Origin of the sequence: Helicobacter sp. CaF467b, assembly GCF_022664765.1 — a bacterium.
In the GTDB taxonomy this organism is placed as follows: domain Bacteria; phylum Campylobacterota; class Campylobacteria; order Campylobacterales; family Helicobacteraceae; genus Helicobacter_D; species Helicobacter_D colisuis.
Genome location: NZ_JALAIY010000001.1, coordinates 285,720 through 301,102 on the forward strand (window position 1 = coordinate 285,720; position 15,383 = coordinate 301,102).

The 15,383-nt window shown below is 35.0% G+C and carries 14 protein-coding genes and 1 tRNA gene; 4 read left to right on the forward strand and 11 right to left on the reverse strand.

The genetic code is table 11. From position 1 onward, the window contains the following. Positions 1–85: 85 nt before the first annotated feature. The 10 genes from MKD52_RS01450 to MKD52_RS01495 all read right to left on the reverse strand — a co-directional run bounded on the left by MKD52_RS01450 (position 86) and on the right by MKD52_RS01495 (position 10,864). Positions 86–337: a helix-hairpin-helix domain-containing protein gene (locus tag MKD52_RS01450; RefSeq protein WP_242099013.1), complete on the reverse strand. Its 252-nt coding sequence runs from the start codon at positions 335–337 to the stop codon at positions 86–88. Positions 338–450: 113 nt separating this feature from the next. Continuing rightward, complete coding sequence (locus tag MKD52_RS01455; protein ID WP_112057255.1) at positions 451–1,968, reverse strand: YifB family Mg chelatase-like AAA ATPase; 1,518 nt, start codon at positions 1,966–1,968, stop codon at positions 451–453. A gap of 2 nt (positions 1,969–1,970) precedes the next feature. Beyond that, a complete protein-coding gene (def, locus tag MKD52_RS01460; protein ID WP_112057254.1) occupies positions 1,971–2,477 on the reverse strand; it encodes a peptide deformylase in 507 nt (168 codons plus the stop codon). Continuing rightward, positions 2,477–3,565 carry a diguanylate cyclase gene (locus MKD52_RS01465; RefSeq protein ID WP_242099014.1) on the reverse strand — a complete coding sequence of 363 codons (1,089 nt, stop codon included), beginning with the start codon at positions 3,563–3,565 and terminating at the stop codon, positions 2,477–2,479. The genes def and MKD52_RS01465 overlap by 1 nt, the downstream gene beginning before the upstream one ends. Before the next feature lie 8 nt (positions 3,566–3,573). Next, positions 3,574–4,164, reverse strand: a complete 591-nt coding sequence (clpP, locus tag MKD52_RS01470) for an ATP-dependent Clp endopeptidase proteolytic subunit ClpP (protein ID WP_112057252.1) — start codon at positions 4,162–4,164, stop codon at positions 3,574–3,576. Further along, the gene (tig, locus tag MKD52_RS01475) at positions 4,161–5,465 is read right to left on the reverse strand and encodes a trigger factor (RefSeq protein WP_242099015.1); all 1,305 of its coding nucleotides are present in this window, start codon (positions 5,463–5,465) and stop codon (positions 4,161–4,163) included. The genes clpP and tig overlap by 4 nt, the downstream gene beginning before the upstream one ends. A gap of 92 nt (positions 5,466–5,557) precedes the next feature. Further along, positions 5,558–8,149, reverse strand: a complete 2,592-nt coding sequence (locus MKD52_RS01480) for a DNA translocase FtsK (protein ID WP_347340926.1) — start codon at positions 8,147–8,149, stop codon at positions 5,558–5,560. Positions 8,150–9,061: 912 nt separating this feature from the next. Then, positions 9,062–9,160, reverse strand: a tRNA-Sec gene (locus tag MKD52_RS01485). 80 nt (positions 9,161–9,240) lie between these two features. Continuing rightward, the gene (gene flhB / locus MKD52_RS01490) at positions 9,241–10,314 is read right to left on the reverse strand and encodes a flagellar biosynthesis protein FlhB (RefSeq protein ID WP_242099016.1); all 1,074 of its coding nucleotides are present in this window, start codon (positions 10,312–10,314) and stop codon (positions 9,241–9,243) included. Continuing rightward, positions 10,307–10,864, reverse strand: a complete 558-nt coding sequence (locus MKD52_RS01495; protein WP_242099017.1) for a molybdenum cofactor guanylyltransferase — start codon at positions 10,862–10,864, stop codon at positions 10,307–10,309. Before MKD52_RS01495 ends, flhB begins: the two co-directional genes overlap by 8 nt. Before the next feature lie 89 nt (positions 10,865–10,953). On the opposite strand from MKD52_RS01495, the gene moaA reads away from it, so the two are divergent. From moaA to MKD52_RS01510, 3 genes are all read left to right on the forward strand, one after another. Further along, positions 10,954–11,919, forward strand: coding sequence for a GTP 3',8-cyclase MoaA (gene moaA, locus MKD52_RS01500; RefSeq protein ID WP_112057283.1), 966 nt, complete (start codon positions 10,954–10,956; stop codon positions 11,917–11,919). A gap of 111 nt (positions 11,920–12,030) precedes the next feature. Beyond that, the gene (locus tag MKD52_RS01505) at positions 12,031–12,468 is read left to right on the forward strand and encodes a DNA starvation/stationary phase protection protein (RefSeq protein ID WP_112057248.1); all 438 of its coding nucleotides are present in this window, start codon (positions 12,031–12,033) and stop codon (positions 12,466–12,468) included. Positions 12,469–12,648: 180 nt separating this feature from the next. Beyond that, positions 12,649–13,416 (forward strand): complement resistance protein TraT, encoded by a 768-nt coding sequence (locus tag MKD52_RS01510; RefSeq protein ID WP_242099018.1) that lies wholly within the window; start codon positions 12,649–12,651, stop codon positions 13,414–13,416. 49 nt (positions 13,417–13,465) lie between these two features. Here the strand turns inward: MKD52_RS01510 and dgt are convergent, their stop codons facing one another. Continuing rightward, entirely contained in the window at positions 13,466–14,557 is a 1,092-nt protein-coding gene (dgt, locus tag MKD52_RS01515) for a dGTP triphosphohydrolase (protein WP_242099019.1), read from the reverse strand. Positions 14,558–14,637: 80 nt separating this feature from the next. On the opposite strand from dgt, the gene MKD52_RS01520 reads away from it, so the two are divergent. Next, positions 14,638–15,339 (forward strand): MBL fold metallo-hydrolase, encoded by a 702-nt coding sequence (locus tag MKD52_RS01520; protein ID WP_242099020.1) that lies wholly within the window; start codon positions 14,638–14,640, stop codon positions 15,337–15,339. Positions 15,340–15,383 lie beyond the last annotated feature (44 nt).

Genomic DNA, 15,383 nt, shown 5'->3' on the forward strand with positions numbered 1-15,383 from the left:
GTTAAAAATAAATTAAGAATTTAAAATTATATTCTTTGCAAACTTAGTAGAAACTTTGATAAATCTTAATTGAGATTCTTTTGGCTTATTGTTCTTTAGCTGTCTCTACTACAAGTTCCTTGCGAATTTTTTGAATCGTTTTTGCTCCAAATCCTTTGACATTTTCTAGATCATCAATAGAATAAAAAGGCGTTTTTTCACGATAATCAATAATAGCTTGTGCTTTTGCTTCACCGATTCCTTTGATGCTCATAAGCTCCTCTTTGCTTGCTTTATTTAAATCAACAGCTCCAAATAAAAAAGATAGAGCCAAAAAGAGTACAACAAGTAGTTTCATTTTTTCTCCTAAAATTTAAAATATACTTTAATCTTAACAGAAAAGTTAAATATATTTTTATTTTTTAAGAAAAAAATTATAGGTTTATTTAATATGTGAATTTTTGTAACAAATTAGGAAGTTTTGCGATAGCTTAAAGCCTCCAGTAAATGTTCTTTTGAAATTTTTTCACTTAGAGCTAAATCAGCGATACTTCTTGCAGTTCTTAATATTTTATTTATCGCCCTATAAGAGAGAGAAAAGCGATCTTTGGCTAACTCTAAGATTTCTTGTTCTTGATTACCTAAAGCACAAAAATCTTTTAGATTCTCCCCCTCTAATCTTGCATTGAAGCATTTTTGGTTGCGCGTTTTTTGAAATCTAAAGGCATTTAAAACTTGAGTATGCATTTCTTTTGAAGTTATGGTGTGCTTGGTGTGTGCGCTCTCTTGCATAGCTACAAATAAATCTAATCTATCCCAAAAAGGATCGGAAATCTTGTTTCTATAGGCGTTAATTTCTTTTTGGTTGCAGCGACATTCTTTTGAAACGCTCAACAAATTTCCACAAGGACAAGGATTCATTGCCCCAATAAACATAAAATCTGTGGGGCAGGTGATTTTTGCTTGGAGGCGTGAGATAGTAAAATGGTGATTTTCCAAAGGCTCTCGTAGTGATTCTAAGGTATTTTTTGGGAAGTGGGGCAATTCATCAAAAAACAAAACTCCAAGGTGTGCAAGACTAATTTCTCCATATTTGATATTTTGTCCAACGGCACTTCCAAGAATCGCTGCTTTTGTGGCGCTATTATGTGGATTTCTAAAGGGGCGCTGTGCAGAAAGTTTTAGAGTTGTGGAAGCAAGTTGCAGGATTTCAGAAAGTTTAAGAGGAGGTAGAATATAGGGGATTCTAGAGGCTATCATACTTTTTCCACTTCCAGCGCTACCTTCAAACAAAATATTATGGAATCCACAAGCGGCTATAAGTGCTGCTCTTTTGGCTCTTTCTTGCCCGATAATGTCTTTAAAATCTAACGGAAAATGGGTGTTTAAATAATATTTTTCATCATTGATTATTTCATAGTCAAAGGGCAGATTGGTTATTGTAGATTCTAAAGGTGGAGGGTATTTTAAAATTTCAATGGCTTCTTTAAGTGTTTCTACAAAATAAGCTTTTAAATTAGGCAGTGTGGAGTAAAAACCTTTTGCGCTTTTGGGAAGTATGAAAATACCATCTTGATTTTCTTGACGACTTAAAAGAGAAAAAAGTAGAGGATAAATAGAAGGAGTATCTTTAACTCTTCCATCAAGCCCCAATTCTCCAAAGGCAAAATATTTTTGAGGCTCTTTATTGTCAAATTCTAAATCGCAATGACCATAAAGTGCTATCAAAAGTGCAATAGGTAAATCATAAAAGCTACCTTGTTTGGGGAGATCTGATGGGGAGAGATTGACACTTATTTTTAAAGGAGGAAATTTGAAATCACTAAAAAGCAGGGAAGATTGAACTCTTTGGCGTGATTCTTGGATTGCATTACCTGCTAATCCGGTGATTTGAAAAGAGGGAAGCGCTTTTGTAAAGCTTACTTCTACCTCCACTTCTCTAGCTTCTAAACCTTCTTGAGCGGCGCAATAAAGAAGGTTTAGAGCCATTTTTATCCTTTCCTTTTATGTTTTAATTCTTTTTCAAATTTTTTGCGCTTAAGAATGGAGAGTTTGTCAATAAATAAAATGCCATTTAAATGATCAATCTCATGCTGCAAGGCAACTGCTAAGTAATCTTTGGCTTCTAATTCTTTTGGATTCCCATAGCGGTCTTGATAAGCCACTTTTAAAGAAGAAGCGCGTTTTACCTCTTCATAAAATTCAGGAACACTTAAACAGCCTTCATTAAACAAAATTTCGCCATCTTTTTCCAAGATTTGCGGATTGATGATTTCTAATAAATCTTCTTTGTGTTGATTTCCCTCTTCATCGGGCAAACAAATAAGTAATGCGCGAATGGGTTTGGCAACTTGGATTGCAGAAATTCCAACTCCATTTTTTTGAAGCATAACTTCATACATTGCATCTAAAAGATCGTGCAATGATTTATCAAATACTTCAATGGGTTTGGAGATTTGTCGCAAAATAGGATTTGGGTAAGTGATGACTTCTAACATTATTTTTCTCCATGAACAACAAACGAAAGATTACTATTTGAGGCTTTCTTGAGAGCTTCAAGAGTATTTTTAAGGATTTCTCTTGCCTTTGATTGCTCATCAATTTCGCAAATTCCACTGCAAATACTTAAAGATAACTCTTCATCGCCAAGATAAACATTGGTCTCCACAACTTTTTCAGAAAGATTATTAGCAAAACGCTTAGCGCTTTCTTTGTCCCTGTGATTGAGCAAAATACCAAATATGCCCTCTCCATAATAGGCAAGTATGTCGCTGCGGTTTGCGGTTTTTTGGAGTATTTTTGTGATAGTTTTATTGATTAAAACTGCATTTTTTTCTGAGGTAACCTTTTTTTCTAGATTTTTTGTGATTTTGAGTAAAAGAAGAGAGGATTTGTGTTTGTCCATGGCTGAGTCTTGACATTCCTTCTGAATCTTATTTTCCAAAAAGCGTTGATTATAGATATTGTAGCGACTATCGCAAATAATCTCTTGGGTAATATCTTCTATTACATTGGTGGTTTGATCATAAGCTGTTTTAATATCTTTTAGCTGCTTGGTTGAGATCTCGCCAATTTTCTTGAGTTCTCTTTCAAAAAGAGTGATAATATTTTGTAAAATATTAGCATTTTGGACAGAATCAATCTCTTTTTCGTGTTTTTTGAGAATATTTTGAAGCAGTTGAAAATTGCTAAAAAGTGCGCTAACAAGGCGGAGTGTATTAATCATTCTGCTTTGAGCTTTAAGCACTTTGTTTTCTAGCGATGCTTGCTTTTCAGAGGGGATTAATTCTGTTTGGAGAAATTGTATAGCGCTGTTTTTGAAATCTTGAGATTTGTTCTCCAAAAGCTTTTCAAAATAAATTTTGTAGTTATAAGGTGTTGGCGGAACGCCATTTGCCACCATAGTCTGGATAATATGCATTCCATAAGATTCTATTGAATCATCATTAGCGGGTTTGGATTCTTCTTGGCTTTGGATAGTGCTAGTTGAATCAAAAGAAGGAATGGAATCAAAACTTGAAGTTCTCTCTTCGATTCCGCCAGTTTCAAAGTTGGGTAAATTTGCTCCCGCTAAATCTTCTCTCATTGCTAATCCTATTTTAAACTTTTTGTCAAAATATTATCAATTAGTCCATAATCTTTGGCTTCTTTGGCACTCATAAAAAAATCTCTATCCGTATCTTTAGCAATCTTTTCTAGGGATTGGCTAGTGTTGTTTGCTAGAATCTCATTTAAAGTCGCTTTTAAGCGTAAGATCTCCTTTGCTTGAATCTCAATATCTGTAGCTTGTCCTTGGGCTCCACCTAAAGGTTGGTGAATCATGATTCTTGAATTAGGCAAAGAATAGCGTTTCCCTTTTGTTCCACAACTAAGCAAAAATGCTCCCATACTTGCTGCTTGTCCGATACAGATTGTGCAAACATCGGGCTTAATATAATTCATAGTATCATAAATGCTAAGCCCACTTGTAACTACTCCACCTGGAGAGTTAATGTAGAAATAAATGTCTTTTTGCGGATCTTCTGCTTCCAAAAAAAGAAGTTGAGAGACAATAGAAGCCGCAACTCCATCATCAATTTGACCACTTAGCATAATGATTCGGTCTTTAAGAAGCCGTGAGTAAATATCATAGCTTCTCTCGCCGCGCCCAGTTTTTTCTATAACGATAGGGACATAATAGCTCATTGTGCATTCTTGTTGAGTAGATTAGTCAAGATTCTATCTTCTAGCATTGCCATTTTAATAGCAGGGATAAGATTATTATTTTTGTAGTATTCTAAGACTATTTTTGGATCTTGACGCATCGCCATTGCTTCATAATAAATTGTGTTAAGAATTTCATTTTCATGAATATCAATATTATCGCGTCTTGCAATTGCATCGATAATGAAAGTGGTTTTAACGCTTTTTTGCGCAGCGTCTCTTTGCTCTTCGCGTTTAGCTTTGAGTGCTTCAGTGTCTTTGGCTAATTTTTCTTGTTCTTCTTTTGCGAGTTTGGCAAACTCATTTCTTAAGAGTAAGTCCATCTCTTGTTCGACAATGAGATTAGGCAAATCAAAGTCAATGGCTTTGTGGATATTTTCAATTAATGTAGCTTTTAATTCGTTATTGTAAAGCGCTTGTTTTTTTTCTGCAGCAATTTGTTCCTTGATTTTTTCTTTAAGCAACGCAACATTAGCCTCTTTTTCTTCTGGCAAGAGTGTTTTGGCAAAGTTATCATCAATCTCTATTTTACCTTTAGTCTGGATTTCATTGAGTTTAACTTTAAAAGTTGCTGGTTTTCCTGCTAGATTTGCGGCATGATAGTTTTCTGGGAATGTTACTTGAATATCTTTTTCTTCATCTTTTTTCATTCCAATGAGCTGATCTTCAAAACCTTCAATGAAAGATTTGCTACCGATTTTTAAGAGATAATTTTCTGCCTTGCCTCCTTCAAAAGGCTCTCCATCAATAAACCCTTCAAAGTTAATTTTTGCGTATTCGCCATCTTTGAGCTTTCTTCTAGCATCTTCTATGCCTACAAGCGGAGCTCTTGTATCAGCAATCTCTTCTAACCTTTTGTTAATTTCTTCTTCAGTAACTTCTGGAATCTTAACCTCTGGAATGCAACTTTCTACATTGTCTAATGGAATCTCTGGCGTTAGACTTAATTCAATTTCTACTTCAATTCCATTATCTTTTTTATCAAATTTTGTGATTCTTGGATCACCTATGAGTGCATCGGCTTTAACATTAAGTTCTTTTAAAATTTCTTGCAATAAGTCTTGCACACATTCTCTTTGCGCATCTGTTTCTAGTTGTTTGCCATAGCGAGACTTGATAATAGTGGCTGGAATTTTTCCTTTTCTAAAACCATCAATCTTGAGATTTTTACTAGCAACTTTAGTAACTTCATTAATTTTCTTATCTAGCTCACTAAGTGCGATAGTAGCTTGTGCATTCGCGTTTGCACTATTGATTTTATTGACCTTTAAACTCGGATTCATACTTTCTCTACTCCAAAAATAAAAATACTTAAAGTAAATAAGTTTATCAAAAATTTACTTAAAATTACATATTTTTTAGAGTAGATTAAAGATTATTCGCCGATGATTTCACGCACTCCTTTAGAGTTTGGCTGACTTAAAAAGCCCCTAGATATCATTTGTTCTACGATATTAGCTGCTTTGTTATAGCCAATTCCTAATCGCCTTTGAATGTAACTTATGGAAGTTTTATTATTAGCAAGCATGATTCTTTTTGCTTCCTCATAGAGTTCATCTGTCTCACCCTCATAATTAAGCCCCAAAGTTTCATCTTCATTGGGCATAAAGTTTTCATTGTATTGCACAGGTCGCTGTAATTTGATAAATTCTACGATTTTTTCGATTTCTTCTTCTGTGCTCCATGGCGCATGAAGTCTCACTATTCCTCCACCTGGGGGTGTGAAAAGCATATCACCACGCCCTAGGAGCGACTCAGCTCCAAAGCTATCTAAAATTACTTTAGAATCAATTTTTTGCCCCACCTTATAGCTAATGCGTGAGGGTAGATTGGCTTTGATAGTTCCTGTAACAACATCAACGCTTGGTCTTTGCGTGGCAACAATGAGGTGAATACCACTAGCGCGCGCCATTTGCGCTAAACGCGCGATAGAAAGTTCAGCTTCTTTTCCGCCGCTCATCATCAAATCTGCTAACTCATCAATGACAATTACAATATAAGGAAATGGCTCAAAGCCTTCTATTTCAGCCTTTTTGTTATAACTTTCAATATTTTTGATTCGTGCCTCGCTCATTAGCGTGTAGCGTCTTTCCATTTCTTTAACTGCGTTATCAAGTGCAATGATTGCTTTTTTTGGTTGTGTGATAACTGGGGTTAATAAATGTGGAATATCATTGTAAATGCTAAATTCAAGCATTTTAGGATCAATCATAAGTAACCTTAGTGTATCGGGAGAATTTTTGTAAAGCAAAGAGAGAATCATTGCATTTATTCCCACACTTTTACCGCTTCCTGTTGTCCCTGCAATGAGTAGGTGAGGGAGCTTTTTAAGGTCGGTAACAAAAGGATTTCCCACAATGTCTTTGCCTAAAGCCAAAGTAAGCGGTGAAGTTGCATTTTGAAAAATATCATTTTCTAGAATTTCTCGTAAATAAATAGTTTGGATTTGACTATTTGGAATCTCAATGCCAACGACATCTTTTCCTGGTACAGGAGCTTGAATCCTGATAGTTTTAGCTCTCAAAGCCATTGCTAGATCATCTTGGAGAGTTTGGATTCTAGAGACTTTGACATTGGGGCTTGGTCTAAATTCAAAAGTTGTAACGATAGGTCCAGAATAAGTGCGGACAATATCGCCTTCAATTTTGAACATACGAAGTTTGTTAAGTAAATCATTGATTTTTTTATCAATTTCATCTTCGTCAATCTCGATTCTCTCTTCTTGAGGAGTTTGTAGAAATTCAAGCTTAGGCAGAATAAAATCGGTTTGGATAGGCTTTGATTCTGTGCTTGTTTCAATCTCATTGAGAAGATTTTGATTTTCTTCAAGGATTTTAACTTGGGTGGTATTGGTTTGAGATTGTGGAGTTTGGGGAGCTACTTGGGTTATAGATTCTTGGGCATTTGGAATGGATTGGTTTGGTTGGTTTTGGTTGGATTCTAGAGGAATCTTTGTTGGGGTTGGGGCGATTTCCTCTTTAAATTGTAGGGTTAAATCTCTTTTTTCTCTAATGGCATTTTGCAAAATCTCTAAAGTTTCTTGTTGGGATTGTGGAGTGATAGGTGTAGGCGTATTTTCTTGAGGTTTTTGTTGGGGCAATGTTTGTTGGGTAAAGTTTGGATTTGTCTCTTGTGGAGTTTGACTAAAAGTATTTCCATAGCCATAAACCGGGAAATTGATATTTTGCAAGAGTGATGCTTCTTGCAAATCTTGTGAAATTGAGGTGATTGGTGATTCTTGAAGAGGTGATTCTTCAAAGGCGGTTTGTTGGTTTGTGATTGTTAGATAATCTGAATTTAGCACTATATCTTTTTTTTCTTCAAGCTTTTCTTTGATTATCTCTTGTGTTTCTTGTGTTTCTTGTGTTTCTTGTGTTTCTTGTGTTTCTTGTGTTTCTTGTGTTTCTTGTTGAACAATCTCATCTTCCACAAAATTAGGTGATGATTCTTGTTGAACAGATAAGTAATCTTGAGCTTTTTGCAGCTCTTCTTGGATAGCCATTTGAATGGCACGCATATCCTCATCTTCTAGTTGTTGTTGGATTGATGCTGGTTTGTTTTGTGGGGTTGCTTCAGCTATTGGATCTTCATTGGTTATTGTGGTTTGATTTTGTGAAGTTTCTGTGTCATTGGGGACAAGGCAGTTACGCGTTGCATCGGCTGGATTTTTTTCATAATAAGCACTAAAGGGTGTGGCAGAATAGAGTTTTTTGGGATAGGCTTTGATAGGCTTAGGCGATTCTTTGAGTGATTCTTGGAGCGATTGATCTTCTTTGGGGTTTGGTGCTGGAGATTCTTGCAGTTCTTGCCGATCTTTTAAGAAAGCAAATGGATTTGTCTCTTGTAGTTCTAGATTTTCATCTTGGGTTTTTTTGATTAGCTTAATGGGATCATTATCTTCTTCTTCTTGAAAAAAAATATTTTTTTCAAAGTTCTTAAATCGCTCCAAACTCATTATGGATTCCATTTGGAATTGCTGCAAGTTGTGATTTTTTTGAGTTTTGGCTTCTTGAGTGGAAATGAGCCGAATCTGTGATTCTTGTGATTCTTCAGTGACGCTAGAACTTGGGGTATTTTGGGATTTGCCATCAATGTTTGGCATATTTTGTGGAAAAGTGAGAGATTCTTCTTGTTCTGCTAGATTTTGTGATTCCTCTGGCGATTCTTCCTTGGTCTGCAAGATAGGATTATCAAAATTTAGTTCTTGCTGTGGCGTTTGCGTTGCGCTAGGCGCACTAGGTGGATTTTTGCTAAGAGAAGCCAATTCCTCTAGTGTTAGGGAATGGGGATTTCTCTTGTTAGATATTTTGGTAGGTAGGGTAAAAAAGGCTTTTAGACGCAGGAAAAAGCTTTCTTTTTTTGGCTGTTCTAGCTCTTTTGGGGTTTTTTTAAGATCATCTTTAAGCCCTTGAATGAATCTAGAAAGCAATGTTTTGGCAGATTTTCCAGTATAAAGCACAATGCCAAATAGAGTTAAAACAAGAGTAAGCCCAAAGATTCCAAGTGGATTAATAAAAGACTTTAAAATGCTACTAAATGCGTTGCTAAAGAATCCTGCATTACCTATAAAAAGCCCTTGTAAAATCAATAGGGCTAATCCTATAATAACTACGCCAAGTGTTTTTTCAATGATGCGCTCTTTGAGATTATGAGCGTTTTTGTAAAACAAATAAGCAAGGGCTAAAAGCCAAATATATCCCAAATAGCCAAAAAGGTTAAAATGGAGACTAGCATAAGATTTTCCTATACTCCCTAATAAACCAAATCTTCCAATAATGGATAAGATTCCCAATAACGCTAAAATTTCTACCAATAGTATTTTTTGATTAATTTTTAAAAAATTTGCTTTAATGTTGATTCCTTAAAAAGTATTCAATAATGGCGAGAGGGTGAGAGAATCGAACTCCCCAGCAAATAGACACCTATCCACTCAAATGGGTTTGAAGCCCACGATGCCCACCAGCGACATATACCCTCCAATTATCTTGCATAGAGAAGTAAATTTGTCAATTTAACGAATTTTTACTTAAAAATTCTTGATAGAATCATAAGGATAGATTAGAAATTCACGTCTTTTTTGCGCTCTTCGTTGATTTGTTGAACTTTAATGAGAACTTCTACCATAGCCTGATAGAGAGTTTCAGGAATTTCTTTGTCAATATCAACATCTTTATAAAGCGCCCTTGCTAGGGGTGGGTTTTCAATAATGGGAATTTCATTTTCTTTGGCGATTTCTTTGATTCTTTGGGCAAGAAAATCCACGCCTTTGGCTAAAACTCTTGGTGCTCTTTCTTTGCTGGAATCATAGCGCAAAGCTACAGCATAGTGAGTTGGGTTAGTAACAACAACATCGGCATTAGGAATATTTTGCATCATTCGCTTTTTGGCAGCTTGAAACATTAAAGATCGGATTTTTCCTTTGACTTGTTGATCCCCTTCTTGGCTTTTAAATTCATCTTTGACTTCTTGTTTGCTCATACGCAAGGACTTGAAATATTGATAGCGCTTGATAAGGTAATCAGCGATTGCCATCACTAAAAAAAAGGCTAATAATATAGCAATGAGAATAAGAGCCTTGTCTTTTAGCCAAATCATTTGATCGCCAATAGGAAAAAGTGAAACGGTAGTTAGTTCTTTCATAAAGCCTAAAAAGACAAAAAAAGCAATGATAAAAGCCGTGAGAACTTTAAAGGTAATCAAGAATCCATCAAGCAATTTTTTAAGAGAAATGATATTTTTTAATCCACTAATGAAATTGAGTTTTTGGAGTTTGGGCTGGATAGCTTTTGTGGTTAATAAAAAACCGCTTTGAGAAATATTAGCAATAATTCCTATAAGCATTAAAGCACCAAAAATAGGCGCAAGCAAATAAAGCACTTTAAAGACTAGAGAAATTGTGAGAGAAATGGCATTAGAGCGCGTGAGATCTTGATTAAAAATATGATAAACTTCAAAAAAGATACCACTTAAGCCATTCACCCAAAAATTAAAGCATAAAAAAATCAAAACAAGCCCTACAACTAAGCCTAAAAAAGCATTAACATCGGGGCTTTTGATGACATTCCCTTCCTCACGAGCTTTCTCTATTTTGCGCGCAGAAGGGGCTTCAGTCTTTTCTTCTTCATTAGCCATTTAAATATCCTTGTAAGGCATTTTGATATTCTTTAGGGGTATTGAGATTTTGGGTTTGGAATTCTGGAATCTCTACAAAATTAGCGCTAAGAAGCCCTAATAAGTCCATTAAACGATAATTTTTTTTTGCGATTTGTTGTTGAATGGGAGTAAGAGCTTCATAGGTGTAAATTCCAAGAAGTGGATGGATTTTTTGATTCTTAGCAAAGGTTGGCTTTTTAGCTTTTTGGTAAGAAGCAATGAGTTTTGTAATGCTTTCTTCGCTTAAAAAAGGAGTGTCAATGCTAAGGATAAAAATGTCTGTTTTAAGTGTTTGCAAAATGCTTTCTAAGCCAAAAATGGGAGCAAATTCTGTATTTAAATCCAAAAGAGTTTGGAAATGACTTGAGTTAGATATAGGCTTTTTGCCAGAAAAATAGACTTGTGGAAAGATTTTTTGCATTTTTTTGGCTTGAAAATCTGCCAAACTTTCACCAAAAAAATCTAAATTTTCTTTCTTTTGCCCCATTCTTGAGCTTTTTCCACCACACAAAATTACACAATTTTTCATATGCAAACCTTCAAACTTTGAGTGAAATTATAGCTTTTTTTGCTTGGCTTGGGTATGATTGCAAAAATTTTACTCCCAAAGGAGAACTTTTGTTGATTGATAGTTTTGGGCGCGTGATTGATTATATTCGCGTAAGTGTTACAGAGAGATGTAATTTTCGTTGCCTTTATTGTATGCCAAATACTCCTATGGATATAGGTAGGGAAGAAGATGATGTGCCTTTGGAGAGTGTATTAAATTTTATTAAAGTAGTTATTGATGAAGGAGTAAAAAAAATCCGAATCACAGGTGGAGAACCACTGCTTAGGCGTGGAATTGCTGGATTTATAGGGGAGATTTATCGTTATAATTCTAACATTGATATTGCATTAACCACCAATGCCTATCTCTTAGAACCCCTTGCAAAAGATCTAAAAGAAGCAGGGTTAAAGAGAATTAATATTTCTCTTGATTCTCTAAAAAAAGAGGGAGTTGTTTGTATTTCTAAGCGTGATGCTTTAGAAAAGATTCTAGCAGGAATCAAAAAAGCCGTAGATGAGGGGTTGATTGTTAAATTAAATATGGTGCCCCTAAAGGGAATTAATGATGATGAAGTAGTGGATATTTTAGAATATGGAATGAATCTTGGTGTGGGAGTGCGGTTTATAGAATATATGGAAAATACACATGCAAAAGGCGGAACTATCGGACTTAGGGGAGAGGAGATTCTCCAAAGGATTAGCAAGAAATACGAATATAGACTTTTAAAAAAAGATGTATTTGGACCAGCAACATTATATGAAATACCCCAAAGAAACTCTTATCTTTTTGGCGTCATTGCTCCCCATAATGATGATTTTTGTAAAACTTGCAATCGAATCCGCTTAAGCAGTGAAGGGAAGCTGATACCTTGTCTTTATCATGAAAATGCTGTGGATATTAAAGAAGCAATGCTTTATGGGGATGCTGATGAGATTTTGCGTAAGCTTAATCTTTGTGTTCAAAATAAGCCTGAAAAAAATGATTGGAATCTAGATGAGGTTTCAAAAAGGGCATTTTACAAAACAGGTGGATAAATTATTAAATAATAATAATTTTCTTTTAAGAATAATTATATATAATTTTATTAGCTTTTTTACAAGCAAAAGTGTATAATTCAAAGATATTAAATTTTTAAGGAGAATATTATGGAAAAGATCGTTCAACAACTTAAACAAATTCAAGCAGACAGTGCAGTTTTTTACATTAAATTACACAATTACCACTGGAATGTTAAGGGAATGGATTTTCATCCTGTTCATGCGGCATTAGAAAGTATGTATGATGATATGGCAGATTTAATGGATGATATGGCAGAGCGTGTTTTGCAAATTGGACAAAAGCCCTATGTTACTATCAAAGACATGTTAGCAGTTAGTAAAATCAAAGAAGAGAGTGGCACAAGCTTTGATTCAAGAACAATCGTTCAAGCAATTTTGCCTGAATATGAGTATTTTTTAAAGGCTTTTAGAGAGCTTTCTGATACAGCAGGCGAAGCAAATGATAAGGCGACTACTGCTTTAGCAGATGAAAAAATTGCAAGTTTAGAAAAAGCAATTTGGATGATAAAAGCTCAACTTGCATAAAAATTGATTCCCTTTGGGAATCAAAATATTAACATATCGCAATTCTGACAAATAAAAATAAAATAGATTGATTATGCTTTCAACGCCTTCCCTAAGCCATTTTAAAGATAGAAATTAGCTTTTAAAGTGAAAATTAGTAATATAATAAATCTTAATCCTAAAATTACTCAAGGAGCGTTTATGAAAAAAACTTTATTAATACCTCTTGTTTCTGTTTTTTTACTAAGTGGATGCGTAACAACTTCATTGCAAACTACTTCAACAATGTCTCAAAGTATTTTTGTTGATCCTGTGGCAAAATCTGAACAGACTATTTTTGTTGCGATGCGAAACACTAGCGGACAGAATATTAATTTAACGCCTAAAGTAATCGGTTTGCTTCAAAGCAAAGGTTATAAAATCGTTGAAGATCCAAAAGAAGCAACTTTTATTTTACAAGCAAATGTTTTGTATTGCGATGTCAAACAAGAAAATAATGCAGCTCCCGCAGCTGGAGTAGGTGCAGTTGCAGGTGCTGGAGTGGGGATATATAATCATTCTTCAGCCACTAGTGGTGTTGTAGGTGGATTAATTGGGGCGGCTGTAGGTGGAATAGCAGGAAAACTCACAGAAGATACAATCTTCCAAATGCAAGTAGATATTAATGTTCGCCAAAAAATAGCTGGAGGCACGATTAATACTAATGCTAGTAGTTCAAGACAGGCTTCTGTGAATGACCAAAGAAGAGCAGGTTTCTTAAATAGCTTTGCAGGTGATGTGGCAAGCACACAAAAAACAGGCAAACTTAATGATAATAGGGCTAATTACAATGAGCAAGTTTATGCTAGTGATTATTCTGAGAAGCAAACCACTCTTTTTGCAGAAGCTACTAAGTTAAATCTTAAACTAGAAGAGGCGATTCCTGTTTTAGAAGATAAAATTGCAACACAAATTAGCGGAATCTTTTAGTATTTAGTCGCTAAAGTAAAGGCTTCACTGGAGCTTTTACTAGATAGCACTAAAATCCTAATTCACGATAAAGTGCCATAGCATAGCGATCAGTCATAGAGGCAATATAATCGGCGCATACGCGGTGAATTTTAGCGCCTTTTTCAATTTTATTGCGCATTTGGCTAGGTAGTAAATTAACATCATTATTAAAACATTCATAGAGTTTTTTTACACATTGTTTGCCCATAAACATTTTCCTTGAAATTTCTTCATGGCGATAGAGCTTTTTAAAGAGGAGCTTTTTGAGAATCTTGATTTCTTTTTGTATGATCGGAGTGTGGCTAATGGGGAGTGATTCTTGGGCTTTGTAAATAAAGTGTTGCACTTTATCTTGTGTGCAAGGCTTGTTGTTTTCTATAATATCATAAACAAGCAATGTAATGAGCTTTGAAGTGAAGCGATAGCGAAAAATTGGATCATCTTGGGAAATTTTTTCAATAGTTTTGACATAGCTAATAGAATCGCAAACTAGTTTGCTTTCTTGTAAATCTTCAAAGCAGATTAACCCATATTTAACTCCATCATCTATATCGTGGCTAATATAGGCAATCTCATCAGACAAATCAACAATGATTGCTTCTAGGCTTGGGTGAAATTCAGGCTTAAAAGTTTCTTTGTGCCATGGATTTAAAAATGATTTTTCATAGGGATAGGAATGTTTTAAAATACCCTCTAAAGTAGCAAAAGTAAGGTTTAAGCCATCAAATTCTTTGTAGCGTTTCTCTAGGCTAGTTACTACTCTAAAGGATTGAAAGTTATGATCAAAGCCGCAGTGATAACCATAATGTTGCATTATTTTATCAAGCTCATCTCCTCCTGCGTGCCCAAAAGGCGTATGCCCTAAATCGTGAGCTAGAGCGATGGCTTCAGCAAGGTTTTCATCAAGTTTTAAATATTCTGCAAGTGTTCTTGCAATTTGGCTAACTTCCAATGAATGCGTAAGGCGTGTGCGGAAATAATCTCCACTTTGATTCAAAAAAACTTGTGTTTTATATTCTAAGCGCCTAAAATACGAGCTATGAAGGATTCTGTCCCTATCCCTTCGGAAAGGATTCCTAAAATCTGGATTGACTGGAAAAAAGCGATAATATGGATTCATAATAAGCCTAAAATAATTGAATGCTTTTGTTATTTTATCATCTTGTGCTAAGATTTGCAAAAAGATTTAAGGAAATGGTAATGATTGTTTTTGAAAATGATTTTTTTAAGATTTTAAGAGAGCCTTTTGGGGAGTATCAAACAAATTGTTATCTTGCAATTGCGCAAGATGAATCTGAATCGCTTGTGATTGATCCTGGGATTGGAGCGACTAATTGGGTTTTGGAAAATGCCAAAAATCCACTGGCTATTTTAAATACGCATGGACATTTTGATCATGTTTGGAGTAACGCTGCATTACAGGAAAAATTGCCAAATATTCCTTTGGTATGTCCTTTTGAAGATGCCTTTATGTTGCAAAAAGACTTTTTTAATACGGGATTGCAAGAATCTAAGCCAACTATTTTAGTGGGTGCGGATTATGATTCTGTGATTAAAGAATTCCATTCCAATGTTTCTAATTTGGGTAGAAAAAATCAATTACACTATGGAAATTTTGAAATAGAGTTTATTTGTTACCCCGGACACACGCCAGGTTGCAGTGTGATTGTATTAAACCACAAAAATTCCCCTAGTCAAAAGGTAATGTTTAGTGGAGATTTTGTTTTTTATCGCTCTATTGGGCGCAGTGATTTTCCATATTCAGATAGTGCGACAATGAAAGCAAGTTTGGAGGCTTTTATGCAAATTAAAGAAGATATATTGATTCTGCCTGGACATGGCATAGAGACAAGTTTTGAACAAGAGAAAGAAAATATTCCTTATTGGCTTATGCGATTTTAAAAGTAAAATTTAATTACAGAACCCCCCCCCTTAAAAAAGGGGAG

Bases quoted from the DNA above. Each gene is read 5' to 3' on its own strand.
- def (WP_112057254.1), bottom strand. From the start codon at position 2,477: ATGTTAGAAGTCATCACTTACCCAAATCCTATTTTGCGACAAATCTCC.
- MKD52_RS01510 (WP_242099018.1), top strand. From the start codon at position 12,649: ATGAAAAAAACTTTATTAATACCTCTTGTTTCTGTTTTTTTACTAAGT.
- MKD52_RS01505 (WP_112057248.1), top strand. From the start codon at position 12,031: ATGGAAAAGATCGTTCAACAACTTAAACAAATTCAAGCAGACAGTGCA.
- MKD52_RS01455 (WP_112057255.1), bottom strand. From the start codon at position 1,968: ATGGCTCTAAACCTTCTTTATTGCGCCGCTCAAGAAGGTTTAGAAGCT.
- MKD52_RS01480 (WP_347340926.1), bottom strand. From the start codon at position 8,149: ATGGAATCCATAATGAGTTTGGAGCGATTTAAGAACTTTGAAAAAAAT.
- flhB (WP_242099016.1), bottom strand. From the start codon at position 10,314: ATGGCTAATGAAGAAGAAAAGACTGAAGCCCCTTCTGCGCGCAAAATA.
- MKD52_RS01450 (WP_242099013.1), bottom strand. From the start codon at position 337: ATGAAACTACTTGTTGTACTCTTTTTGGCTCTATCTTTTTTATTTGGA.
- clpP (WP_112057252.1), bottom strand. From the start codon at position 4,164: ATGAGCTATTATGTCCCTATCGTTATAGAAAAAACTGGGCGCGGCGAG.
- MKD52_RS01465 (WP_242099014.1), bottom strand. From the start codon at position 3,565: ATGAGAGAAGATTTAGCGGGAGCAAATTTACCCAACTTTGAAACTGGC.
- tig (WP_242099015.1), bottom strand. From the start codon at position 5,465: ATGAATCCGAGTTTAAAGGTCAATAAAATCAATAGTGCAAACGCGAAT.
- MKD52_RS01495 (WP_242099017.1), bottom strand. From the start codon at position 10,864: ATGAAAAATTGTGTAATTTTGTGTGGTGGAAAAAGCTCAAGAATGGGG.
- MKD52_RS01520 (WP_242099020.1), top strand. From the start codon at position 14,638: ATGATTGTTTTTGAAAATGATTTTTTTAAGATTTTAAGAGAGCCTTTT.
- dgt (WP_242099019.1), bottom strand. From the start codon at position 14,557: ATGAATCCATATTATCGCTTTTTTCCAGTCAATCCAGATTTTAGGAAT.